This is a genomic window from Pseudoalteromonas sp. SK18, assembly GCF_001974855.1.
Lineage (GTDB): Bacteria > Pseudomonadota > Gammaproteobacteria > Enterobacterales > Alteromonadaceae > Pseudoalteromonas.
Window position 1 is genome coordinate 100,054 of record NZ_MTQB01000003.1, and the last position, 24,050, is coordinate 124,103.

A 24,050-nucleotide genomic window follows, 5' to 3' on the forward strand; every position below is an offset into this window, starting at 1 on the left:
ATTATTCCTTTATTTTATGATGAGGACTGAGCTCTGTTATTAACTTAATACTCGAGACCATTTGGTCTAACTGAAAGTGGGGCTGTAACTGCAAAACCGAAAAGTAATGCCCCGGGTTTGCTTTATTTTCACTTACTTTTATTTTTGCATTACTCAGTGGATATTTGCTTCTAATATGCTCAGACGCGGAGTCTGACGCAGTTGTATAGTTATTTATCCACGCCTGTAAGTCTCTTTCACAGGCCTGTGCTGTGCTGTAAGACCCGACACGATCGCGGGCTAATAATTTTAAATAGTGCGCAAAGCGCGATACACACAAAATGTATTGCAACATAGACGATAAGCGCGCATTGATGTTGGCAGCACTTGAGTCGTAATTTTTTGTTTTTTGAACCGATGCATTACTGTAAAAAACAATATGCTCCGTATTTGTAACCGAAGAGGCTGGGATAAAACCGAGTTCAGAAAATTGCTTTTCAAACTTACTGGTTACTAATAAATCAAGTGGTGGTTTTGCCTCTTTCTGGTAGGTATCGTTTGCAAAGCTATCACGAGCAAGCCCTGTTACTAATCCCTTAGAGACTTTACCTGGCTCTATACCACGAATGTGACCAAACCAACCGCTGTCGCAGTAAGCTCTAATTATTGTTGATACAAATTGATACGCTGCACTGCCCCACAACATATCTGTTTCTGGGTTTTTTATTTGTTCTTTGAAGTAAAAATCTTGATGGCGTTTGCCATCATTAATATAAGGCGGCCTGACTAACACATGAGGCAAGGTAAACCCCATGAAGCGCGCTTCTTCCATTTTTCTAAAACTTTGCCATTTTATATATTCAGGTTGTTCAAACTGATTAAATAAATCAGAGTAATAACCTAAATCTGAAAAGCTATCAGCACCAAATAAATTAGCCGATGCCGAACAGATAAAAGGAGAAAATGCAGCCGCTGCCGTTCTTGATACCTCTTTTATGGTATCAATATCGTTGTAAATAGTGCCTGCTGAGCAACCATTACTAATTTCGTAATCACCAATTACAATACCAAAAGGCTCGCCTCCGGCACTGTCAAACTCGTTTTGATAAAGTAACTGAAAAAACATACTTTGATCAAAATCAATCGCTTTGTTCACGTCTTTTGAGAGCGTTGACCAATCACAATTGAGCAATTTAACTTTTACTTTTTTTTCTTTGTCTTGTTGCTCTGTTTGTAATAATAACCACCATAGATTACGCCAGCTAGCTTCTAAACGTTGAAAGCTATCTGCATGAATTATGTGATTGAGTTGCGATGAAATAAGCTGATCGAGTTCAATAATTACACGTTGTAAATAAGGACTTAAAGACTCCTTATTCCAAGAAAGGGGAGAATCAGAAGAGCCTTCAAGCCATAACAATAACGCTTTATCTAGGTTTTTTTCATTTAAAAACCTATCAAGCAAAGCGTCATTATCACTAATTCGAGACTGTGACTTTTGTTGAAAAGTGAAGTCTTGATTTATAAATGAAAACTCTTCGTGATTCATTCTATTGCATCATCCTTAATGCGAGAGAGCGGTATTATTAACCGATCTCTGGGATTTTAGCTACAAGACGTAAAGAAGACGTTAGTTCTTCCATTTGTAACCAAGGTTTCAACCAAGCAACAGCGTTGTAGGCACCAGGTTGACCTGGGATCTCTTTTACAGATACTTTTGCATCTGCAAGAGGGTAACGTGCTCTAATGTCTTGACCACCGCCCTCTGTCGCATTTACATATGACAGGATCCAACGGTTTAACCATGATTCAACGTCTTCGGCTTCCATAAAGCTACCAATCTTGTCACGTGCCATTACTTTTAAGTAATGCGCAAAGCGAGAAGTTGCCATTAAGTATGGTAAACGCGCTGAAATAGCTGCGTTAGCCGTGGCATCAGGCGTTGAGTAAATTTTTGGTTTTTGACAGCTTTGACCGCCAAAGAAAACAGCATAATCAGTATTTTTATAGTGACATAAAGGTAAGAAACCTAACTGGCTTAACTCTGCCTCACGACGATCTGTAATGCCAATTTCTGTTGGACACTTAAGATCTGGGTCACCATCATCACTCGTAAATATGTGCGTCGGTAAACCTTCCACTTTACCGCCACCCTCAGCACCTCGAATAGCAGTACAGAAACCGTATTGAGAAAACGCAGCGGTCATGTTGGTTGCCATAGCGTATGCAGCATTACTCCAGCAGTAATCACTATTATCAGTACTTACTGAACGGCCATCTTGTGCTTCAACTTCAAACTCTTCATAGTTGAACTCTTCAACAGGTTTTGAAGCGGCACCATATGGTAAACGCGAAAGGAAACGCGGCATTGTTAATGACACAAAGCGTGAATCATCGCTGTCTCTAAATGAGCGCCATTTAGTGTATTCTAGTGATTCAAATACTTTTTCTAAATCACGTGGTTTAGTAAGTTCTTCCCAATTATCAAAACCAAATAAAGACGGTGAAGACGCAGCAATAAATGGACAGAATCCAGCTGCAGCCACATTAGACATTAAGCTTAATGTTTCAACATCTTCAGGGTGATTAGTAAATTCAAAGTCACCTACGATAGTGCCATATGGTTCACCACCTGGAGTACCAAATTCAGACTCGTAAATTTTCTTGAAGGTTTGGCTTTGATCAAACTCAACGGCTTTACTTAAGTCTTTATGTAGCTCTTTTTTCTTCATGTTTAAAACACGAATTTTTAATGTAGAACTTGTTTCAGAGTTCATCACTAAGTGATGTAAACCGCGCCATGAGCCTTCAAGTTTTTGAAACTCATCTGAGTGCATCACTACGCTTAGCTGTTTTGAGATTTTTTGATCGATTAACTGAATAGCTTCATTAAACGTCACAGTCATGTTTTTATTCCATTGAACTGTGCCTTTTAATGCTTCTTCGGTTAATGTTTTTAGTAATTCTTCAGCACGGCTCGACTCTGTTTGTTTGGTCGCACCAATTGCTTGCTCTAATAGTGAAGAACTTACTTCTGATACCGATTCTGATTCTGTTGCTAATTGTTCAGTGCTCATTTATCAGTCTCCTCTAAGTTAAGTTCTTTAGCCATCGAGTCTAAGCTTGCTGTATTGCTTAATACTTCTTCAAGTACGTTTTCAAGCTCTTCTGAGCGGTCAATCTTGGTCATTAAGTCACGCAGTTTGTTGCGTGTTTCCATCAACTTACGTAGTGGCTCGACTTGATTTACAACCGCTGCAGGCTCAAAATCGTCAATCGACTTAAAGTTCAAGTTAACTTCAAACTGAGAACCATCATCTGTTAATGTGTTGTCTACTTTTAAACGCAGAGAAGGACTCATACGTTTTAAAACATCATTAAAGTTATCACGATCAATTTGAATAAAACGTCTATCTTTTAGTGGCTTAAGCGCTTCTGTATTATCACCAGAAAAATCGCCCATTACACCCACTACAAAGGGTAATTCTTTTTTTACTGCCGCACCCTCAGTTTCCACATCATAAGTGATATGTACTCTAGGTTTACGAACTCGTTTTAACTTATCATGGATACTCATTGAGAACTCCTTTTACTATGTTTCAGTTTCGCTGATCTTAATGCCAGACAACTTAAAGTACCCAGTCCTAGCATCACTATCTGTAATTAACTCATTTAATAACTCAGGTAGCGATAATTCGCTCCATCGAATAACTTGTTCTATCGTATAAGACATTGGTGAATGAGGTTCAGTCTTTCTGAAAAAGGTCGCAATTTCTTGAAGTTTTTTTATTGCGTTTTCTCTCGAATCAATCTCATCACTGCCACGCTTTTTAGGTTGCGCTGAATCTGTTTCAATCGCATCCTCAACGAGTTCCTCTTCAGGCTCAGCGTTTGCTTTATCTAGTGCAATTTTTGCTGCTTCAAGTTTATCTGCTGCAACATGTTTTACCGCAGCTAAGCTGACTTCTAAAGCCTGTTTGATATTAGACGTAGGTTGTGGCTCGCCCGTCACCTCATCCATAACTTCACTCAAAGCGGCAAACTTTTCTATCGCATCTTCAATATCATTTTTTAAAGATACAAAAAATTCGGTACTGGTCTCGGCTGCGCTTTTTTCAAGCTGTTCAAAATCAACGGCACCTTGAGTTATCTTCTTTTCGCGTTTTTCATCACTTAAACGTGAAATGTCATAACCTTGCTGATATTCCCAAAAAGAAAAAGGATCCATACTGACACTGTCTGTCATGTATATACTTTTAATTGGAATAATTAACGTACCTTCACCAGCACTGCCATTTAAGCCAACTAATGCAGACACTTTGTCTGAAATTTCATCACCATCATCAAGTGTTGGATAAAGTGACTCAAAATGATGTTCCAGCAAGTGCTTAGCAATGCTAAAGCCAAACGCAATTCCTTTGAATCCATGAACGCGACATAAGCCTTCAATTAACCACGCTAGGTATTCAATATCCTTACTTTCGGTTTTAATTGCCTCACTGCATTGCTCAAGTAGCGGAAGCCAATCTCGAGAAAGTGACGCAATTCCCTCTTCATCGACTAGCGCATTTCTTTCAGCCGCACGAAGTTGGTTTCTTAAATCTTTTAAGGCGTAGTAAGTAGACGTTGGAGAGACATCTGAGCGCGGATCAATACCTGCAAACTCAGTATCTGAAATAGGGGAAATATACTCTTCAAATAAAAACATTCCATTGTCCTAAACATTATCCATATTCTCTAAATCTTAGAGCGGGAATAATATTACATTCTTTAAATTAAATTACAAGCATCGACGCTATCATACAGATAAGCTGGCTATTGTTGTTTTGTAAACAGTTGAAATAACAGCTTTATTGTTCCTAATTTGTTTACAGTTTTTTTTGTCAATTACGTGAAAATAAGTCGAAACGGCTATTTTATGAACAGCGGTATTGTCGCTTCATCAGCAAAACGGCAAGATTCTATCTGTTGGTCACCATCCACATCATCATATTTAACCAAAATACAGGTCACATTATCTCTTGCCCCTCTAACCAATGAGGAGTGCATTAAAGCCATTCCTGAATCAATAATGCTACTGGGCTCTAATGACAAACATATGTCTTCATCTGATAATTCACCGGTGAGGCCATCAGAACATAGTAAAAAGATATCGCCTTTGTTTATATCACCCTCAATTACATCAACTTTCACTTCATCCATTACGCCCACAGCACGGGTAATGACATTAGATAATGGGTGGCTTTTAGCTTCTTCAACAGAAATCATTCCCTCGTCAATTAAGTCATTAACTTGACTATGATCTCGAGAAACTTGAGTTAGTTTGCCATTACGTAATAAGTAGGCTCTGCTATCGCCAGCCCATAATATGTAATAGCGCTCATTTTTAACAAACAAAGCTGTTACTGTACTACCTGCTGTTTTATTACTTAAGTATTCAGCGCTATATTGATTTAATTGCTTATTTGCATCTTCTATGGCTTTAACAATATGGTTTACGGTTAAGTCTTCTAACCTGAGCTTTTCAACGGTAGTTCTAATCACATCAACCACTAATTGACTAGCAACTTCACCCGCTTCATGCCCGCCCATACCATCAGCCACAACCCATAAGTTATGGCTGTTAATTTCTACGTGCGCATCTTCATTAAGCTGCCTCACTGCACCTCTATGAGTAATGGCATAACTTGTACTTAAATTGCTAATCACTATTTTTTACCTGTGTGTAATTCCATTCCCAATGCTTCCAACGTCCATCTAGCATAGCGGCTACTTGATTAACTGGCGGTAAGGCTGACGTGATCAGTACCATCGGCTTTATGTTGCAAGAACCATGTGTCCACCAAACACTATAATCTCCATATTTTTTATGTAAAATCGCATGCATGGCATCTTGTAAAATATGGTCGCTTAACTCAGTCCCTGAAAACTCTAAAGCAATCGCGTGTTTGTTTTTATCAGCAGAATTTGCATAACTTACTTGCTTTTTATTTGCAGCAACTTCACTTAATGTACTGGCTAGTTCTTTTCGCCAAGAGAACAAGTCCACTGAACCATCAAGTACTTTAAGAACAGCATCTTCGTACTCTAATGAAAAAACACCAGAATGAAGCACATCAACCGGAGCAGTATGAGTTGCACGAGTCACAGTGAGTGGATAGTGCCTTCCTACTGCATCCATACTGGGCAATAACGTACCCATAATGCCGGTATCACCCACAATATTAGGGCTTAAAGCAAAGTGCCAAACAGGGCCAGTTAGGTAGCTTTCTTGCCAAACATCACCAAGTTGCTCTTTACTTACAGCAATGGCAGCTTGCAGCCATTGCTCCCAATGCTCTGAAAACTCTTTAGTTACATTATCTTGAACAAAGTCGCCTAAACAAGGCACCTTGCCAAGATAACCAATATCTACAATCGGGTCGGACATGAAAACTTCTCTACACTGCTGTTCCAAAACGGATGCCTGATTGAGCTAGGCAGTAATTCTACTTTTGCGTTGTTACCCATCAAAGAGAAATGTAACTCTAGATCTTGACGTGTTTTGCTGCGCTTTTCACTGAGCTCATCCAGCATTCGATAAAGTGACCACTCTCCTTGATAAGTTGTGTTAATTGAACGTCCACCGTTTGGCGGTGTAAACACAACGCGGGTTTTACTTTGACCACTAGCGCCAGGCCATACAAAGTTTGTAACCTTAAGAGGACCATGACGGTAAATCATTGACTGACCATCAATTTCAATCATAAAACTAGATACCGTTTTATCTAAATTAAAAGTACGTAAGCCAAACTCAATTCTTGGGGTATTACTACCACGTTCAAAAAATGCGGTTTGAATTTTGAAAGCGTGCTCAAACATTTTTAAAGTGTTATTGCTAATACCAATATCTTTTTCAAATTTCCACGGGCTAGAGCTCATATCCACACTCGGAGCTACATAGCTATTAAAAAAGTTATCTATGGTGCCATTAGGGCCAAAGAAGCGAGTAAAGTCTTTAATACTAACTTCTTTTTCTGCCTGCGGAGCAAATGGGTAACGCCCTACAATTGCTGCGTTATACTCGCGCAACACTTTACTTTTCCAAATTTCATTTAAATGTCTGTTGGCACTATTTTTGGTTATGTTGCTAGTATCTCTACTTATATCTAGTAACCAACTATTGAACGGATAAGGCAAATCACTACTTTGGTATTCTAATTGACGAATAAAGCTGGGTTTACTCTTACCACTAATTTGATCTTTAATTGAGTATTTTAGCTGATCGCCTCTATCAAGTTTTGTCAGATAAATATTCAACTCTCTTAAGTTTTTCTGAATATTATCAAGCTGCTGAATATCTATATCGATAATGTCTTCAAACGCCTCTTCAACTTGATAGCCCGGTAGCTCGACTTCAAACTTAGGCGCTTCGTCAGGTAAAAAGCGTTTAATTCGATTTGCTTTCGTTTGCATCGCAACTTTAGCGGCATTAGCCGCAATATCCCCTGCTACCTTTTGGTTTTCTGAGACAGGTAGCTTAGTTAGTTGAACATTCTTTTTAACTGCATTGATGATATTTTTTATTGGCGCTTCTGAACCTGCTAATACATCAGTAATATTCACACCCTCAGCAGGTGAGCTGTATTGATTAAGGCTCAAGTCATCTAAAAACGACTGCCAATAATAGATATAATCTTGAAAATAACGTTGCTCTAGCTTCTTTTCTATCTCTGCTTTAGAAATATCATACGTGCCAGAGGCTTCTTGACCATACACCCAGCTACTGGCCATTAAGTTGCCAAGCATTTTTCCTTTTTCAATATTAAAAATGCCATGGAAGCCGTTAAAAGTGTATAACCCCGGAATACTGCGCGTTAAATCTCCATTATTACGAAAAGTAAATTTTTGCGCACTTTCAAAGCTAATAATATCGGTTAATCTGAAAGGCGGAATACTGCTATCAAGAAAATCAGCTTGAAGTCGTTGGTATGCTCTTTCTGCAATTGGTAGTTTAGTAAGTTCTGCACGAGCTACTCTAACCGCCTGATTGTCTATTTCAGTTTGTGTAACGCCCTCTTTTAACAATGCAGCAATATGATTCATCAGCTCAGTACGCGTCTGCATGTTCAAATCACCGGGTAAATTTCTATCTAAATAAGCACTAAACCAGACCGTAATATCTTCACTTTCGAAATACTCAGGATTAAATAGCATTAAATAACATTTCAGCGTTTCATATAAATAACTCAGATGCTCAGGATGAGCTTCCATTTCTTTTATTAACGTGTTGGCAATAAAAGGTTCTAAATAGGTTTGTAAAGAACGTTTATAGGCATTAGCAGAAGACGCTTTAATTTCAGTAAGTTTATTAAAGCCAACTGAAGATGCATCCTCAGGATCAATAAATTGAGCATTAGTTGCTGGTAGGTTTCTTAATGCATTTAATCGGTCATTTAGTACCAGTAAATTATTTCTGTCAAAAGACGATGAGTCTAATTCTTGGTATGTAGTAATTGCTTCATCTGTGGCATCAATTAAGTTGCTATTCCATGCAAAGCTAAAATACCAAGAAATTGAAAAACCAAGTAAAGCAATGCACGCAAGTGATACACTAGCAACACGAAGCCACTTATTTTGCTTATCATGATGTTTGTTAGTGCTTGCTAAGTTTTGCTCAGGAAAAATAACGCTCTCTAAAACGTTTTTAATAAAAAAACTTTTAGATTGGTTTATATAATCGGTTTTACCTGCACTAGCATCATTTAAAAAGCTTGAAGGGGTACCCTCTTGAGTTGCGCTGGTTAAATACACGCCTCTGAACATAGGTAACTCTTCATAAGCGTTAGGAGTAAAAATCTCTTTTAAGAAGTCATCAGCTACCCCTTGTAGCACACGTAGCTGTCTGGGGAATTCAAAGATTTTAGCTCGAATAGCTTCATTACGCTCGTTGATCAGTCGGCGGTTCAACATCTCTGTAAGTTTAGAAATTAAAGCATGGAATTCTTTGTTGAATGCATCGACTTGAGTATCTTTATCTAAATCAAGCTCAAAGGTGATCCCCCAAACTTGTTCACATTCTTCTTCTGTAAGTTCGCCAAAGAACTCCCTGAATCCTTCAATTAAATCTACTTTAGAAAAAATAACATAGACAGGAAATGTCATACCAAGCTGGTTTTGTAATTCTTGAAGGCGTTGTTTTATAGCACGCGCATGAAGATTTCGCTCAGTTTTTGTCTGACTCATAAGTTCAGAAATACCCATACTGATCATTACCCCATTTATAGGGCGTAATGGCCGATGCTTTCTTAGTAAGCCAAGAAAGCCTTCCCATGCTCTAGAGTCATGTTTAGCGTGGCTACTTTGCGTTGTGTAACGACCAGCGGTGTCGATTAATACCGCTTTATTGGTAAACCACCAATCACAATTGCGCGTACCACCAACACCATGCACTAAATCAACTCCAAGCTTATCCTTTAATGGGTAATCTAGGCCTGAATTATGAATAACCGTTGTTTTACCTGCGCCAGGTGGACCAATCATGATATACCAAGGTAACTGGTATATATTTTTACCTTTAAATAGTTTTACGTCTTTGAGTAAATCTATGGCTTCATTCATTCTGGTTTTTAAGGTGGTTATTTCTTCATTAACTTCACTACTATTTGCATCGTTGTTATCTATTAGCTCATCTGCCATTTTTTCATCACGTTTGCTTTGCTGCATAAGGCGATAAATTTTAGTCACAGAAAAAACAAGTAGTATAAATAAAATAGTTAGTAGTCTTGCTGCAACACCGGCAAGCGGTACATAATCTGCAACCGCAATTAAAGGGCCACCAAACCAAATTAATAATGACAAGGCTAAAAAACCGATAATTAGCATAGCGGTTCGAGACGTTAGTGCGTAGGTTATTTTTTTAAATTTTTGTGAGAAACTCATTACAGCCTCATTAAAATAATAGATCGATTTCAATTCTGCGGTTTAACGACCGAGAAGCTGAATCTGAATTGCTGGCGATAGGCTCTGCTGCGCCCTTTCCTTCTGGCCATAGACGACCGCTCAAGTTGGTGCTTTTAGCCATTAAATTAGCAACCTGTGTTGCTCTAGCTAAAGATAGATGCCAATTAGAAGGGTACTTATCAGTGCTAATTGGTAAGTCATCTGTGTGACCTGTTATGAGGACTCGCCCTTTAGTTCCTTCTAGGCTTAACGCTAACTTTTCTAAAATAGGCTGGAATGAAGGGAGAAGTTGTGCGTCTCCTTGCTTAAACAAGTTTTCACTATTAATTGTAATGCGGATCCCGTCAGAGTTTTTAGCAACGGCGACAATCCCCATTTTAATCTCTGTTTGCAGCAACTGTTCAAGCACACGTAACTGCTGATCTTTTTTATCAACCGTTTGGTTGACTGCTAAGGGGTGAATACCAGCTAGTTTTTCATTAACCGCAAAAACATCATTATTCAGCTTCATATTTATCGATAAATAAATCATCAATAATATTAGTCCCAATACAGAAAATATGACCCACAGTGGGACTTGATTTCTCAGTTCAACACCAGCCGCCACTCTCTGCTTCCAGTTTGGAGACAGGTTGTTGTTGATTGGCCCATTAAGCTGGTTTAATAAATGATAAAGTTGTGAACGGTAATCTTCAATTTTTGTATCACCACCGGCACCTAGGCGGTATTTACCCTTAAATCCTAAGTTCAAGCAATGATATTGCAACTCTAAAAATTGTTGATTTCTCTCAGGTTGAGCTAGTCCTGAATCAAGTAGCGTGTAAAAATATTCACCGCCGAATGTTTCTTTATGAAAGGTAGAAAGCAGACTTTCATCAGCCCATTCCATTGAGCTCCATTTTGAGTTCAATACAGACTCATCAAGAATGGCGCACAAACAATAGCGCGAATTATTGATCACTTCTTTTGATAAGTGCTGATTGCGAACTTCCACCTCAAATCGTTTGATAGCCTCAACACAACGATGCTTAAGCGCTGCGAGGTTGCTCATTTCAAGCGATTGATTAATTGAAATTACAAGAGAAAAACAATCAGTTGCCGCTTCTAACAAAGGATTTTTAAATATCGATACTTTGCTACTACCCAGCGGTTTTGAAGAAGGTGGCTCGACCGACATCACTGTTTTATCAGCGTCATTTTGCGCCGGATTACTACTTGGCGTGTTTCGGCCTAGTCTACCTGGGCGTGGTTTGATAATGGTTTCGTCCATTGAAACTCTTCCTTTTAAAAAGTTAAGTTCTTATCGCCCAGAGGCTTAATTGCAGCTCTGGGTAGCTTCCTGAGAGGTGAATAGCAATTCCCCCACTGGAACGTAATTTATCCCAATGCTCACCATGCCTATTTAATTCAAAATAATGAAAACCAGCATGATAAGGAATTTGTCTTGGTGCTGTTGGTAAATTGCTAATCGTAATACCTGGAATTTGGTTATTTACCAAATCTCGAATAGTTTCTACACTGCCAATTTTAATTTGCGAAGGTAGAATTTTTCTTAATTCTTCATGGGGCACACTGGCTTTAATTGCTAAAACAAATTGAGCTGAATTGAGAATAGACTTGTCTTTTAGCGCACCAAAAGAAATACCAAATTTGCTTTGCTCAAGTTTAATTTCAGTTGCTGTTTGCTCAATAACATGGCTTAACGACTGGTATAAAAAGTTAACTACTTCATTAAATACCTGCCCTAAATTAGTATGGTCATAATTAGGTAATTTAGGCACTCTTTTATTGGCCGTGCTGAAAGTTGATAACTCGCCCGCCAGCTCAATTAAACGACTATAAAATACATTAGGGTGTAAACTATTGACACTAAGCAAGTTATTAAATATCGCATCATACTTATTTAGTGTTTGCAGCATAATAAAATCGGCAACTGAGGTGCTTCCTGCATAGCCTTGACTGAGTCTGGCGGCTATGCTTTCAGCGCGTTGCTTTATCATTGAACCAATTTCTCTAACTAACCCTGATAAAGGTTTACATTGCCCTACCTTTAAAGATGGAGGAATATACTTGGCATCTAATTTTATTTGCCCTTCACTGCTCACATCTATAATTCTCGCCAAAGGCAGTACGATATAGCCTGAATGATCATCAGAAGACAGCATCAATTTGCTATACACTTTCGCAACTTGAATAATTTCTTGAGACTGCGCTCCTAATAAATCATCACTCACTGACAGGTCATTGAGTTTATAGCGAGTCACTGTATTATCGTCGGCTGAAGATATATTAATCCCGCTATTTTTTAGCGCAGGGATGGCAAGATAAACAACTTCATCAAAAACATCTTTATTAACCACTAGCGGTTCTGGTAATGACGTTGATTGAGGCATATCTATTGGTAATAAATCTGGAGTGATTGCTGATAATGAGTCCACAGCAAACTGCCCGCTGTTAAGCAATTCATTATCAATACTTATATCGATTATCCCCCATGGATCAGCAAGATTGCCACTGCATACTTGCTTGATAACATTGGAAATATACTTATCTGCTTGTTGAAAGTGCTGAGGTCTTAAAAACATCCCTTCAGTCCAAGCAACACGAGTGTTATCACCCATTTTTAAAAATCCTTTTTTATTGCTCTCTCATGTATGTCGCAATTGCTTCTACATTTACATTAATATCGTCATAACCGGTAGGGTCAACTTCTATAACCGCTCTCCATCTTGCTTGATCTATATTTCTATAAGCAACAACAACCCCAACGTAACGCGTATTACGATTAAGGCTCATTTTATATTGCTGTACTGAATCAGGCTGAAGTTCTAACTCATCTTTTTTTAATAAGTCAGGTCCGAGTATTTTTTCAGGTGTGTCATACAAGCTAAAAAAGTCCTGCGTGTCAAAAATAGTTCTTGAGCTAAGCTCAAAAATTTTCATTACCACTGGAGAAGGACGTTCTGATGTATCTGGATTAACACTTTTAGATACATTAATGATCAGATCGGTAGAAGGGGGTACGATTTTATTCATCGTCGTACATCCCAGTACCAAAAATAGTAAACTAAAACTCAATAAGTAGAGCTTAACTTTGTACATTATTTACTTTCCTTTCTAGTGCGTTTCTTTGATTCGATCGTTATATGCTTTTAAGAAATCGTCAGACAATGCCATGGCACCTTTAGTGTTCACTTCCTGAGAAATATCATCGTATAAACTTTGATATAACTTCCAGCATTTAGACTCTACTTGACCAGGGATAATTTTTAACACATTAGAATTATCATTTGCCTGTTGATTAATTTGCACGGGAGAAACTTGCGATAACATCCCTTTTAATACGCCATCTGCACCAGCGAGTAGTGCATGTTCGTGTTTGCGTGTATCTATAAAGCTTTCTTTTATAGATTCATTTGAGGACAGAAAGCTTGCACTATTTTTTATGAACAAGTTCTGAATAACGTCATCAATGTTGGCAGAAAATTTTAATGGATTGTTTTGCTCAGCCTGGAACATTGTGTGGTTCAATCTTAATTTGTTTTTTACAATCGCGCGTTGACGTAAAGATTCCATAAGCTCAGTGAGCAATAAATTTAGCCCTTGACCCATTTCAAACCACCGTTTTTCATCATTCAGTGAACCTTTAAGCTCGTCTTTAACACCAAGTCCCTTTAAAAACGCATCAGATAAAACCTTGTCACTTTGAACCACGTTTTTTACTGGTGCAGACTGTATGTCCGGCTTGTGCTCATTAGCGTGGCTATTTGAACGGGGGGGTTCTTGAATAGGCGCAGGGGTATCAACAGGTACTGATGAATTGTTAGCGTTATTGCCAATATCAAACTCATCGGTATTCATAAGGCGCGTTAATTCATCCCAGTCTTCAGGAATATGGTTATCTGTTGTTTGTTGCGCAGTCACTGATATCTCAGGCATCGACTCATTCATAATTGAGTCATCGAATGAAGGTATCTCCTGCTCAGCCGGTTGAGTATTTTGCGCAGCAAAAGAATCTACTGATTGAAAGTTGCTTGGAGCAGAGTTACTCACATCGGCTTGCTGATCAGATGCTAGCACCACATTGACTTGAAAATCGCCAATGGTTAATACATCACTGTCTGACAAACGTTGTTTGTTACCTTGGCCAAGCGGTGCTACAGCAAAATTAATAAATAAACCATTGGTTGAATTATCGTACACGTAAAAAGAGTCACCTTCTTTTTCTATTGTGCCGTGTTTACTTGAGATTATTTTTTCGGGATCGGGAAGGTGCCAATCACACGCTTCAGAACGACCAAAAGTTAATGAATCTTTTACAGTTTTGGTAGCTTCAATTTCAGGCGAGAGTCTGTGATAACTAGTGATGTTTAGTATCAGTTCCATTTGATAAGTCAGTCCCTTATATCATTATTGTGAACAGGATAAAGTAGAAGCGAAACTATTGTCAACATTGAAATGAACACAGAAAAATATCGCGCTATTGATTTTGTATCTAAAACAGGACGTTTGATAAACGCATTATATAGCGTTGAACTATTTTATTTTAATGCTTTATAACTAGGCTAAAAATAGCCTGTTTTAGAGACACCTTCTAGCTTTAAACAGACTTTTTCAATTAACAATAAGGCAAGTTTACCTACAACAATATGTCATTCAGGCATTGCTATAATTGTATATTTTTGTAAAATACGTGCTTATATCAGAGGGAAAATTGATAGATAAGCAGAGAATATTTACCTTTGTAATTATTTAACTTAACACAATAAAAGGATTTTTTTATGAGTAGTACTAATGATAACAACGATAAAACTCAGATTGCTTCCCTAGACTCAAACAACAAAAAAGCGTCGAGCATTCGTAAACAAAACCTACTTGGCAAAAAAATATCTGGCCGCTACCTTATTGAAGAGCTGATCGGCCAAGGTGGGATGTGTTACATCTACCGTGCGCGCGATACCTTTTTAGAAAACAGCAGTCGCTCAGAAGCCACAGTAGCAATTAAAGTACTTCAAGAAGAATTCTCAAGCTCTGAAGAAGCTATTTCATTACTAAAGGATGAAACAGCAAAAACACAGCAGCTTTCACACCCAAGTATTGTAAAAGTGTACTCAGCAGACTCTGACGGCGATTTATATTATGTCACTATGGAGTTAATTGAAGGGGAAACACTAGAACAAATAATTAAACGAAACAAGCCCTCTGGTTTAGCATTTAAAAAAGCAAAAGCTATTTTGGAGCAGTTAACCAACGCGCTTATATATGCCCACTCCCGTGGCGTCATTCATAACGACCTTAAACCTTCAAATATTATTTTTGACTCTAACGGCAATCTTAAAGTACTTGACTTTGGTATTGCCAAACATAAAAGCTTAGACGATCAATACGCTGTAAAAAATGACAGTGAGTTGGCAACAATTGGTGGCTATACCCCAACATACGCAAGTCCTGAGCAATTAAAAGGTGGTGAAGCATCGGTGAAAGACGATGTTTTTTCTTTTGCCTGTATTGCCTATGAACTTCTCAGCAGTAAACACCCCTTTAACCGTGTTGCTGCAGACAAAATACCTAAAAATACAACGGTGAAAAAACCAAGTAACTGCCCTATTCTTTTGTGGAACAATTTAAATAAAGCATTAATTTTAAATGCAAGTCAAAGGCTTGAATCATTAGAACCAATTTTAAAAAGCCTCACAACAAATTTAAAGCCTGCCATTTTTGCAAGCGTCGCTAGTATCGCCATTATTGGTTTAATTACGCAAAATTATTACTCAAGCTCTGATAATACAAAACAATTACAGGCACAACTCGATAATGCCAAAGCAATTAACCAACAAGTAGAAGCGTGGATGTCTTGGCAAGGGCCAACTATTTTAAATAAACTTGAACAAATTCCACCACAATATGAAGTGCTTAAACAAGGGTTACTAAGATCAAACCAGCAAAGCATATTAGAGAGCTTTAATGATGAAGCTAATCAGTTTAATAATATTGCAGGTCGTAAATTTAAAGATTTTGATAAAATCATAGCCGTCTACTCTGATGCATTAGATTATTACCCTGATTCAGAAAAACTGTCGATGCAATTAGAAAGTGTACTTAGAGAACGCCAATCAATTATTTTTGATATTACAGCCAGAATCGATTTATTACTTGAACAGTCGCGTTATAACGAAGAGCAGCCCAATAGTATTGCCCACTTAGTTTCAGACTTAAAAGAAGTTGATAAAACTTACCGTTATCAGCCAACAGATCTTCACCTTGATAATTTTACTGTTGCGTTAAATACCGCTATAGAAAGTGACGATGTAATCACTCAAAAAGTTCTCTTAAACGTGGGTAAAATCGTTTTTACAAACAACAAAAAAGCGGATGAGTTACTAGCAAATTTAATGCAGCGAGAATCTGCGATTAATGCATTAACTGCATATCAGCAAAAGGTTAATTTAGGCGAACAAGCCGACTTTCCGCGTGCCGATGCAGTGGTGTTTTATGGCCCTAAGTTTCAACGTTTCTCGGCTCAATTAGAAACAATAGAAGATCATAAAGCGTTAATGGAGTTTGAAGAGTTTATTAAGTCTGAATCAACAGCATTACCGAATGACTTCTCACTTTTAGTGTCGTTAAAAAAAGAATTGTCGAGACGTTACATCAGTACAGCTAACGATTTAATGAAAAAAAGAATGTATAAAGCTGCTGAACGCTTAGTTGAAAAAAGTGAAGCGATTACTCAGTCGTTAGATAATATGCTTTAAAAAGAGTATATATTTATTGCTCAAAAATAGCACAGCGGTAATTGAATAACGATTACATAGCTATTAGACTAAAATCAAAATACAGATAACAAAGTCAAGGACGACGAGTGCATACATACCATCATACACTCCGCCAAGATTTTACATATTTAGAGTTTTTATAATTAATGGAGTACCTATGAAAAATTTAAGCTTACTAGCTGCAGCCCTGATACTCTCAGGCTGTTCAGCAACATCTAAAATCAGCAAAAGTGAAGATGTCGTTATTGAGCCTACGCCTCAAATGAGCGAAGAAAATGCACCAATATCACTGACGGTTATTACTAACCCAGCTGATTCTAAAGTACGGATAATGAATATAGTGCCAGTATATCAAGACGCTATTGAATTAGATTCCGGTAAGTATGATATCGAGGTAAGTAAAGCTGGTTATGTTACTTATAGAAAATGGATAACGGTTGATAAAAAAACCATTTTAACTATAGAGCTCGATGAAAAACAGTTAAGCCAATCAGCGCAATAGACTGTTTAAGAAAGTGAAATGCCTTTAATAAATAAAGGCATTTAAACATTAATAATAAACAGACCATGCATAACTACCCAAGCTTAGATTCACCGCAATACACAGCCACAATACCAATATAAATACACGTTTTTGTGACTTATGTCGTAAGGTTTGCTGAGCGATAAGTGCTCCAGGCCATCCTCCAAATAGAGCCAATAGATGTAAATGCCGTTCGGGTATACGATGTACTTGTTTACGGTTTGACTGCACTGCTTTTCGTTTATCCCACGCGTAGTATAAAAATGTGATACCACTGAGAAATGAAATATATATTGGTATAAACATCTCAATTTTATGATTTAAGTAAGCAAGCCATAATGCGACTATAAACACGCTCGAAAATATAATTAAGGTACTTTTTATCAAAAAATAATCGCCTATAATAAGAATAATAAAAATAAACACTCGGGTTAAATTATGACATATTTAAAGGCTGTGATGCTGCTGTTATCACTATCTATATTTAGTATTCAAGCAAACAACAAAACAGACTCACTAGCGCCAGAACTTGAGATATTCGCGCCTTACTTAGGTACGTGGCAAGCTGATTTTAATACCGAAAAAGGTAAGCCAAGCATTCAAGATGTGAGTAAATGGCAGCGCGTACTCAATGGTAAAGCCATTCGTACTACACACTCTATCAATGAGGGTGAGTATGGAGGGGAATCAATGATTTTTTACGATATTAAAAAGCAGTCTTTGGTGTTTTATTACTTTACTACCGCAGGCTTTTACACCAAAGGAACAATAAAGGTACTCAGCCCGACTCAGTTTGTTGCCTATGAAGATGTTACTGGTAGCAAAGAAGGGATCACTAAAGTTAAATCAACCAGTGAATTTAAAGATCAACAGTTTGTTGTTTCTACCTCTTATTTAAAAAAAGGGGAATGGACTAAACCGGAACAGCGTATTTACACTCGCAGTACAAAAACCGTTAAATTTAAATAACTTTGGACTTAAAACTCAAAAGGCAGCCTAGGCTGCTTTTGTTATTTATAAAACCGCTATTATTTTGCGAATTTTTTAAATGGTTCGTCAACTGGTGTATCAGCTAAGTGATTGGTGTAATTGCTCATTACTTTTTGCGATAAACCAACAATTATTTCTAGCAGTTGCTGTTTACCGTAACCTACTGCAAAAAATTTCTCAATTTGCTCATTGCTGATTACGCCGCGATTGCGTGTCATTGCAAGCGTAGTTTCACGCAGCGTTTCAAGTTTTGCATCTGCAAGTGGTGTTTCATTAACGAGTGCATCAACAATACCTTGATCAACTTTCATTGAAGCGGCAATTGCGCTGTGTGCTGGTACACAGTAATGGCATTCGTGCTCAACATTAATTGACTGCCATACCACTGTTAGCTCTTCTGCGTTAAACGATGTTTTTTGAAATAAGTCGTGCAGTACTTGGTAGCCTTTAAGTAGCGTAGGTGCTTCTGCCATTACTGCATGAAGGTTTGGCACCATACCAAATGCAGCTACTGAATCAGCCATAAGCGATTTTGATTCTTCAGGTGCGTTGTCTTGAGTATATAACGTAAATTCTGCCATGTTCTGCTCCAATAAATTAATGTAATTAACTAACTTCGAAACACATACTATTTGATTTTGAGCGACTGCTCAAGTTAAAATTGAACAGTCGCTCAATTTAATAGAAACAATTATGGCCAATAAAGTAAAATTTGAACGCGAGCAAGTTGTTCGTGCCGCTAGTCAATTATTCTGGGAGAAGGGCTTTCATGCTACATCCACTCGCGATTTGCAAGATGCAATTAATATGCGCCCAGGCAGCATTTATGCGGCATTTGGCTCAAAGGAAGGTTTATATTGTGAAGCGATAAAAAATTATGCCAAGCAGATGCAAAGCCTAATAGATGAACGTTTAGCATCGTGCAGCAGTATTCTTGGGGCACTGCAAGACTTTGTAGAGTATGTTGTTATTTCCTCAAAAGGTCATACTCCAAGTGCTATCTGCATGTTAGTAAAGGCCAATAATGAATTTATTGAGAAAGACAGTTACCTTTACCAAATCAGTGCAGAGCTGATGATAAACTTTGAACATTACCTTACTGAACTATTTGCACTCGCCATAGCTGATAAAGAGTTAAGTGGGAATATTTCACCCGTAGAGTATGCTCGCTTTTTCCAAGTACAATTTACAGGATTACGTAGCTATTTTAATCGACCAAATGTAGAACAATTAGCCAAACCAATGATCGAAAATATGTTTTCACTGATGAAAAGTCTTTAGCTGAAAACTAATTACAAATAAAAAGGCAGCTAATAAAGTTAGCTGCCTTTTTAATCTAAAACCAAAGTTCGACGATTAGGTTTTTAATTTATTAAGCTCAGAATCTTGCTGTGCAACCAGTTTGTTCAACTCTTCACTGCTATCACCTGCTTGAGCAGATAAATCAGAAAGCTGAGAAGCCGCATCCGAAATTATCGTCAAGTTACGATTTATTTCTTCGGTGACTAAGCTTTGCTCTTCGGCAGCCGTTGCAATATGGGTGATTTGATTGGTTATTTCATCTACTTTAACAACCACACTATGCAGAGCATCAAACGCTGTTGAGGTTTCATCTACTGCATTTTCGGCGCGTACTACGCCTTTTTCAATAACAGTCGATGCATTACCCACTTCTAAAAGTAAGCTATCGATTAAACTGCTAATGTCATCCGTAGATGAACGCGTTTTAGATGCTAAAGCCCTAACTTCATCAGCTACAACAGCAAAACCACGTCCATGATCTCCTGCTCGTGCAGCCTCAATAGCTGCATTTAAAGCCAGCAAGTTAGTTTGTTCAGAGATTGTTCGGATCACATCAAGTATCTGGGTAATATCATTACTACGTGCTGCTACTTTTTCAACCGCCTGATTAGCTTCTTTAATTTCCTCAGACATGGTTTTAACTTGCGTCATCGCCGATGATAAGCTCGATTCACTGCTTACCACTAAGGTATTAATTTCATCTGCTTGTTGCGCTGACTGCTCTGAAGCTTTTGCCACTTCAAGTGCTGTCGCGCTCATTTCATTCATTGCAGTGACCACACTTTCAATTTCTTTAAACTGTGCTTGCACATTATGCTTAGTTTCTACCGCAATATTAGAGGTAACTTCACCTTGGTGCTTGGTTTGATCTGAGACCGCTTTCAGCTCACTGATCAATTCACGAAGTTTTGATAAAAACTTATTAAATCCTCCAGCCAGTGCTATAAGCTCAGCGTGAGTATCAACATGCAGAGTTTGTGTTAAATCACCTTCCGAGCTTGCTAAATTGTCAACCCGCTCCTGAATTTGTTTAAGCGGCGCAACAACACTGCCTACAACAAGCTTCATTACTACAAATGCTAATACAGCAATCACTGCACCCGTGATCAAAATAATCACGCCCAGTTCTTTTGCTGCCTCAGACATCCCCGCAGTTAATTGAATAGGCCCTTCAAAAGCAAGTTCAGCGGGTACTTCAATTAGCAACATCCATTTCACATCAGCAAGCTTAATTTCAATCGGGTAAGACACCATTATCTCTGCGCCTTGCTTGTCTATTCCCTGAGTGCCTTTTAGTGCTTTGTAACTCTCATAACTTTTATCACTAACAGCTTCTTTTAGCGGGCGGCCTAATTTTTCTTTGTAATGACTCGTACCAACAATTAAGCCCAAATGGCTGAGTAACGTTACCTTTGCTTTGCCATCATAAAGCGCTTTTGAAAGCTCTTCTGTTAATTTTTGAAATACAGGTAAGGTAATATCGGCCCCTGTTACGCCAACAAACTTTCCCGACTTAACAATGGGTACAACGAGTGAAGTCATCATTTCTGAATAACCCGGTGTTATCTCATAAAGGTAGGGTTCCATAATGCACGGTTTTAATTTATCTTTCGCACACAAATACCATTCGGCTTCACGTAAACCAAATTCGTTTATTTTATCAGCGTATTTTTCTGCTGCGTCTTCCACAACCTGTTGTTCAACCATACCGTTGCTGTTTTTGGTAAAATATATTTCTAATGAACCGGCACCGGCAACAGAGTGGTCATAACCTTGGGTAAATTCGCTATCTTTACCGTCAAAGCCATTTTTTTCAAACTGCGAATATATAGAAGAAATAACGTCATTACTTTCTAATATTGAACGATTTAGTAAAACAACCGACTCTCGGTCTAGTGATGTTTTCTCAGCATCCTCTAAAATACTACCCAAAGAGAAAGGCACTCGGTAGGCTTCGTTAATAAAGGCAGCAATTTTTTCACCATAAGCTGCTGCGTTTGCTGTTAGCCGCCCATCGACCTCATTTACAATTAAGGTTTCAGCCTCAGCAGAGGTGTTGGCATTACTCGACGAGAGTTTAGACCAAAGTATGCCTGAAAATAGTATTACCGTTAAAAGTATACTTCCGACGCTTATCCACAATAACTTTTTTGCTAACGCTATTTCCCGCATTTATAACTACCTTGCTTTACTTATTTATTTTTTAGTTTAGACCAAATTAAACAACATATTATTAATTATTTTGAAATAATATAATTAACTTAAATTTCACAACTAACCATCGTTTAACTTTGCTTATTTAGTCGCTTGGTCACTAGCACAACAATCAGAAGCAAGCTAACACTTACCCACAAGCAAGCCTGTAGCCCATATAGTTTATACATTAATCCCGAGAATACTGTCCCAACCAGTCGACCGGTTGCATTAGCCATATAATAAAAACCCACATCTAATGATACTGCATCGCTTTTAGCAAGGCTGACTATCAGGTAACTATGCAAAGAGGAGTTAACCGCAAAAGCAGCACCAAAAATTAACAAACCGGTGATCAAACTGATATGAATAGCAATATTAAACTGCATGAGCACTGCTAATATAAAAGTAACCCCCGTTAAAGCAATGGCCCAGTAGTATGCCTTATTAAGCACATCGATTTTATTAGCCGAATTACCGGTTATTTTAGGGGCTTGTGACTGCACAGCTCCATACGCAATAACCCACAGTGCCATAAAACCACTTACCCACCAATGATCCCAGTTAAACTGGGCGGCCAAATAAACAGGCAGCGCAACTACAAACCATACATCACGTGCCGCAAATAAACATAATCGCGCAGCACTGAGTAAATTAATTGCTCTGGATTTTGAAAATAACTCCTTAAATTTAGGCTTATTTTTGGCTTTACCCATATCACCTTTTAAGTAAGTAAGGCTAACCAGCCAAGCAATACCTAACAGAGCGATCAGTGCAAATAATGCGCCTTTAAAACCCACTAAAGTTAATAGTAACCCACCTAAAAAAAAGCCAATGCCTTTGAGCGCATTCTTTGAACCAGTTAGTAGCGCAATCCATCTATATAGTTTACTTTGCCCTGTTTCGTCATCAGGCACTAAATACTTAATTGCGCTTTTAGCACTCATTTTATTCAAATCTTTGGCAATACCACTGAGCGCTTGTGCAGCCATAACGTAAAAAACGCCCAGCCAATCACTAGGTACACATAACATAGCTAAGGCAACAAGCTGTATGCCTAAGCCAATATTCATGGTTTTATTTAAGCCTAAATGCGCGCCAAGCCACCCCCCCACTAAGTTAGTGATCACCCCAAACACTTCATAAAACAAAAACAGCATAGCGATGGCAAGTGCATCATATCCTAGCTGATGGAAATACAGCACCACCAGCATTCTCAGCGCCCCATCGGTTAAAGTAAACGCCCAATAATTACCGGTAATAATTAAATATTGTTTTATCGCTTGAGGTAAATCACTAAGTTGAGCAAACATGGTTAATACCTTGGGCTAATTAACTACATCACTTTTTGCTACTTTTAGCATAAGTTCGGCGGTACGGTTTGCATATCCCCACTCATTATCGTACCAAGCATATAATTTAAGCTGGGTATTATTAATCACCATGGTAGAAAGCGCGTCAATAGTACAACTACGCGGATCGGTTTTATAATCAATAGACACAAGTGGCTTCTCTTCATAACCTAAAATCCCTTTTAATGTGCCCTCTGCAGCCTGATAAAACCACTCATTTACTTCATCTTGCGTAACACCGTGCTCAAGCTCAAATACACAGTCGGTAATTGATGCATTAGTAAGTGGTACACGAACAGCATGGCCATTAAGTTTTCCTTTAAGCTCAGGGAAAATATGCGTAATAGCCGTAGCACTGCCTGTTGTGGTGGGAATTAAACTGGTACCACATGAGCGAGCTCGACGTAAGTCTTTATGTGGGGCATCAATAATAGTTTGGGTGTTAGTTATATCGTGAATAGTAGTCATAGAGCCGTGTTTAATACCCACTTTTTCTTGTAGTACTTTAACAATTGGCGCTATACAGTTTGTTGTACATGATGCCGCTGTAACAATTTTATGCTCATCAGGATTATATAAATCATCATTTACGCCCATCACTACATTTAAAATACCGTCTTCTTTCACCGGTGCAGTCACTACCACACGTTTTACACCTTGAGCTAGGTAGTGATTTAATAATTCGGTGGTTTTCATCACACCGCTGGCTTCAATGACTACATCGCAATCAGACCAATCAGTATCATCAATGTTTTTATTGTTAGTTACAGCAATAGTGTGTTTTCCTACACTAAAGCTGTGCGCTGATGCTATTACATTGTGTGCCAAACGCCCATGTACTGAATCAAATTCGAGTAAATGTGCATGCGTTTTAGCATCGCCAGCAACATCATTAATTTTAATAAATTCAATTTCTGGCCAATCAAGTGCTGCACGCAATGTTAAGCGCCCCATACGGCCAAAACCATTAATCCCTACTTTAATTGTCATAAT

At 38.2% G+C, this 24,050-nt stretch carries 20 protein-coding genes; 4 read left to right on the top strand and 16 right to left on the bottom strand.

Features of this window, described 5'->3' with window-relative positions; all coding sequences use genetic code 11:
* Window position 1: 1 nt before the first annotated feature.
* The 11 genes from tssC (BW139_RS03930) to tagH all read right to left on the bottom strand — a co-directional run bounded on the left by tssC (BW139_RS03930) (window position 2) and on the right by tagH (window position 14,307).
* Window positions 2–1,528, bottom strand: coding sequence for a type VI secretion system contractile sheath large subunit (gene tssC, locus BW139_RS03930; RefSeq protein WP_076918758.1), 1,527 nt, complete (start codon window positions 1,526–1,528; stop codon window positions 2–4).
* Between the two features lie 37 nt (window positions 1,529–1,565).
* Complete coding sequence (gene tssC / locus BW139_RS03935) at window positions 1,566–3,056, bottom strand: type VI secretion system contractile sheath large subunit (protein WP_076918759.1); 1,491 nt, start codon at window positions 3,054–3,056, stop codon at window positions 1,566–1,568.
* Window positions 3,053–3,556, bottom strand: coding sequence for a type VI secretion system contractile sheath small subunit (gene tssB / locus BW139_RS03940; protein WP_010389380.1), 504 nt, complete (start codon window positions 3,554–3,556; stop codon window positions 3,053–3,055). The genes tssC (BW139_RS03935) and tssB overlap by 4 nt, the downstream gene beginning before the upstream one ends.
* 15 nt (window positions 3,557–3,571) lie before the next feature.
* Window positions 3,572–4,687 carry a type VI secretion system protein TssA gene (tssA, locus tag BW139_RS03945; protein WP_076918760.1) on the bottom strand — a complete coding sequence of 372 codons (1,116 nt, stop codon included), beginning with the start codon at window positions 4,685–4,687 and terminating at the stop codon, window positions 3,572–3,574.
* Between the two features lie 203 nt (window positions 4,688–4,890).
* Window positions 4,891–5,688: a PP2C family serine/threonine-protein phosphatase gene (locus tag BW139_RS03950; protein ID WP_076918761.1), complete on the bottom strand. Its 798-nt coding sequence runs from the start codon at window positions 5,686–5,688 to the stop codon at window positions 4,891–4,893.
* Complete coding sequence (gene tagF / locus BW139_RS03955; RefSeq protein WP_076918762.1) at window positions 5,681–6,409, bottom strand: type VI secretion system-associated protein TagF; 729 nt, start codon at window positions 6,407–6,409, stop codon at window positions 5,681–5,683. The genes BW139_RS03950 and tagF overlap by 8 nt, the downstream gene beginning before the upstream one ends.
* Window positions 6,391–9,900, bottom strand: a complete 3,510-nt coding sequence (tssM, locus tag BW139_RS03960) for a type VI secretion system membrane subunit TssM (RefSeq protein WP_076918763.1) — start codon at window positions 9,898–9,900, stop codon at window positions 6,391–6,393. Before tssM ends, tagF begins: the two co-directional genes overlap by 19 nt.
* Window positions 9,901–9,910: 10 nt before the next feature.
* Window positions 9,911–11,191 (bottom strand): type VI secretion system protein TssL, long form, encoded by a 1,281-nt coding sequence (gene tssL, locus BW139_RS03965; protein WP_076918764.1) that lies wholly within the window; start codon window positions 11,189–11,191, stop codon window positions 9,911–9,913.
* Window positions 11,192–11,213: 22 nt separating this feature from the next.
* Complete coding sequence (tssK, locus tag BW139_RS03970; RefSeq protein WP_076918765.1) at window positions 11,214–12,542, bottom strand: type VI secretion system baseplate subunit TssK; 1,329 nt, start codon at window positions 12,540–12,542, stop codon at window positions 11,214–11,216.
* A gap of 16 nt (window positions 12,543–12,558) precedes the next feature.
* Window positions 12,559–13,023, bottom strand: coding sequence for a type VI secretion system lipoprotein TssJ (gene tssJ, locus BW139_RS03975; RefSeq protein ID WP_076918766.1), 465 nt, complete (start codon window positions 13,021–13,023; stop codon window positions 12,559–12,561).
* A gap of 15 nt (window positions 13,024–13,038) precedes the next feature.
* Window positions 13,039–14,307, bottom strand: a complete 1,269-nt coding sequence (gene tagH / locus BW139_RS03980; RefSeq protein ID WP_076918767.1) for a type VI secretion system-associated FHA domain protein TagH — start codon at window positions 14,305–14,307, stop codon at window positions 13,039–13,041.
* A 395-nt stretch (window positions 14,308–14,702) separates the two neighbouring features.
* Between tagH and BW139_RS03985 the strand changes: the two genes are divergently transcribed.
* Together BW139_RS03985 and BW139_RS03990 are read left to right on the top strand one after the other, a co-directional pair.
* The gene (locus BW139_RS03985; protein WP_076918768.1) at window positions 14,703–16,676 is read left to right on the top strand and encodes a serine/threonine-protein kinase; all 1,974 of its coding nucleotides are present in this window, start codon (window positions 14,703–14,705) and stop codon (window positions 16,674–16,676) included.
* A 178-nt stretch (window positions 16,677–16,854) separates the two neighbouring features.
* Window positions 16,855–17,199, top strand: a complete 345-nt coding sequence (locus tag BW139_RS03990) for a PEGA domain-containing protein (RefSeq protein WP_076918769.1) — start codon at window positions 16,855–16,857, stop codon at window positions 17,197–17,199.
* 48 nt (window positions 17,200–17,247) lie between these two features.
* Here BW139_RS03990 and BW139_RS03995 read toward each other — a convergent pair whose 3' ends face one another.
* Window positions 17,248–17,607, bottom strand: a complete 360-nt coding sequence (locus BW139_RS03995) for a DUF1294 domain-containing protein (protein ID WP_076918829.1) — start codon at window positions 17,605–17,607, stop codon at window positions 17,248–17,250.
* A gap of 51 nt (window positions 17,608–17,658) precedes the next feature.
* On the opposite strand from BW139_RS03995, the gene BW139_RS04000 reads away from it, so the two are divergent.
* A complete protein-coding gene (locus BW139_RS04000) occupies window positions 17,659–18,189 on the top strand; it encodes a hypothetical protein (RefSeq protein WP_036934595.1) in 531 nt (176 codons plus the stop codon).
* Window positions 18,190–18,248: 59 nt separating this feature from the next.
* On the opposite strand, the gene BW139_RS04005 is transcribed toward BW139_RS04000, so the two are convergent.
* Window positions 18,249–18,791 carry a carboxymuconolactone decarboxylase family protein gene (locus BW139_RS04005; RefSeq protein ID WP_008108932.1) on the bottom strand — a complete coding sequence of 181 codons (543 nt, stop codon included), beginning with the start codon at window positions 18,789–18,791 and terminating at the stop codon, window positions 18,249–18,251.
* 112 nt (window positions 18,792–18,903) lie between these two features.
* Between BW139_RS04005 and BW139_RS04010 the strand changes: the two genes are divergently transcribed.
* On the top strand, window positions 18,904–19,491 hold the full coding sequence (locus tag BW139_RS04010; RefSeq protein ID WP_076918770.1) for a TetR/AcrR family transcriptional regulator: 588 nt from the start codon (window positions 18,904–18,906) through the stop codon (window positions 19,489–19,491).
* Between the two features lie 75 nt (window positions 19,492–19,566).
* Here BW139_RS04010 and BW139_RS04015 read toward each other — a convergent pair whose 3' ends face one another.
* From BW139_RS04015 to BW139_RS04025, 3 genes are all read right to left on the bottom strand, one after another.
* Window positions 19,567–21,684, bottom strand: a complete 2,118-nt coding sequence (locus BW139_RS04015) for a methyl-accepting chemotaxis protein (RefSeq protein ID WP_076918771.1) — start codon at window positions 21,682–21,684, stop codon at window positions 19,567–19,569.
* Window positions 21,685–21,797: 113 nt separating this feature from the next.
* Window positions 21,798–23,018: an organoarsenical effux MFS transporter ArsJ gene (gene arsJ, locus BW139_RS04020; protein WP_076918772.1), complete on the bottom strand. Its 1,221-nt coding sequence runs from the start codon at window positions 23,016–23,018 to the stop codon at window positions 21,798–21,800.
* Between the two features lie 15 nt (window positions 23,019–23,033).
* The gene (locus BW139_RS04025; protein ID WP_008108940.1) at window positions 23,034–24,047 is read right to left on the bottom strand and encodes an ArsJ-associated glyceraldehyde-3-phosphate dehydrogenase; all 1,014 of its coding nucleotides are present in this window, start codon (window positions 24,045–24,047) and stop codon (window positions 23,034–23,036) included.
* Between the last annotated feature and the right edge of the window lie 3 nt (window positions 24,048–24,050).

Coding starts and splice junctions, on each gene's coding strand:
- tssM (WP_076918763.1), bottom strand. CDS start 9,900: ATGAGTTTCTCACAAAAATTTAAAAAAATAACCTACGCACTAACGTCT.
- BW139_RS03985 (WP_076918768.1), top strand. CDS start 14,703: ATGAGTAGTACTAATGATAACAACGATAAAACTCAGATTGCTTCCCTA.
- BW139_RS03990 (WP_076918769.1), top strand. CDS start 16,855: ATGAAAAATTTAAGCTTACTAGCTGCAGCCCTGATACTCTCAGGCTGT.
- tssC (WP_076918758.1), bottom strand. CDS start 1,528: ATGAATCACGAAGAGTTTTCATTTATAAATCAAGACTTCACTTTTCAA.
- tagH (WP_076918767.1), bottom strand. CDS start 14,307: ATGGAACTGATACTAAACATCACTAGTTATCACAGACTCTCGCCTGAA.
- tssA (WP_076918760.1), bottom strand. CDS start 4,687: ATGTTTTTATTTGAAGAGTATATTTCCCCTATTTCAGATACTGAGTTT.
- tssJ (WP_076918766.1), bottom strand. CDS start 13,023: ATGTACAAAGTTAAGCTCTACTTATTGAGTTTTAGTTTACTATTTTTG.
- BW139_RS04015 (WP_076918771.1), bottom strand. CDS start 21,684: ATGCGGGAAATAGCGTTAGCAAAAAAGTTATTGTGGATAAGCGTCGGA.
- tssL (WP_076918764.1), bottom strand. CDS start 11,191: ATGGACGAAACCATTATCAAACCACGCCCAGGTAGACTAGGCCGAAAC.
- tssB (WP_010389380.1), bottom strand. CDS start 3,556: ATGAGTATCCATGATAAGTTAAAACGAGTTCGTAAACCTAGAGTACAT.
- BW139_RS04005 (WP_008108932.1), bottom strand. CDS start 18,791: ATGGCAGAATTTACGTTATATACTCAAGACAACGCACCTGAAGAATCA.
- BW139_RS04025 (WP_008108940.1), bottom strand. CDS start 24,047: ATGACAATTAAAGTAGGGATTAATGGTTTTGGCCGTATGGGGCGCTTA.
- tssK (WP_076918765.1), bottom strand. CDS start 12,542: ATGGGTGATAACACTCGTGTTGCTTGGACTGAAGGGATGTTTTTAAGA.
- tagF (WP_076918762.1), bottom strand. CDS start 6,409: ATGTCCGACCCGATTGTAGATATTGGTTATCTTGGCAAGGTGCCTTGT.
- BW139_RS04000 (WP_036934595.1), top strand. CDS start 17,659: ATGACATATTTAAAGGCTGTGATGCTGCTGTTATCACTATCTATATTT.
- tssC (WP_076918759.1), bottom strand. CDS start 3,056: ATGAGCACTGAACAATTAGCAACAGAATCAGAATCGGTATCAGAAGTA.
- BW139_RS04010 (WP_076918770.1), top strand. CDS start 18,904: ATGGCCAATAAAGTAAAATTTGAACGCGAGCAAGTTGTTCGTGCCGCT.
- arsJ (WP_076918772.1), bottom strand. CDS start 23,018: ATGTTTGCTCAACTTAGTGATTTACCTCAAGCGATAAAACAATATTTA.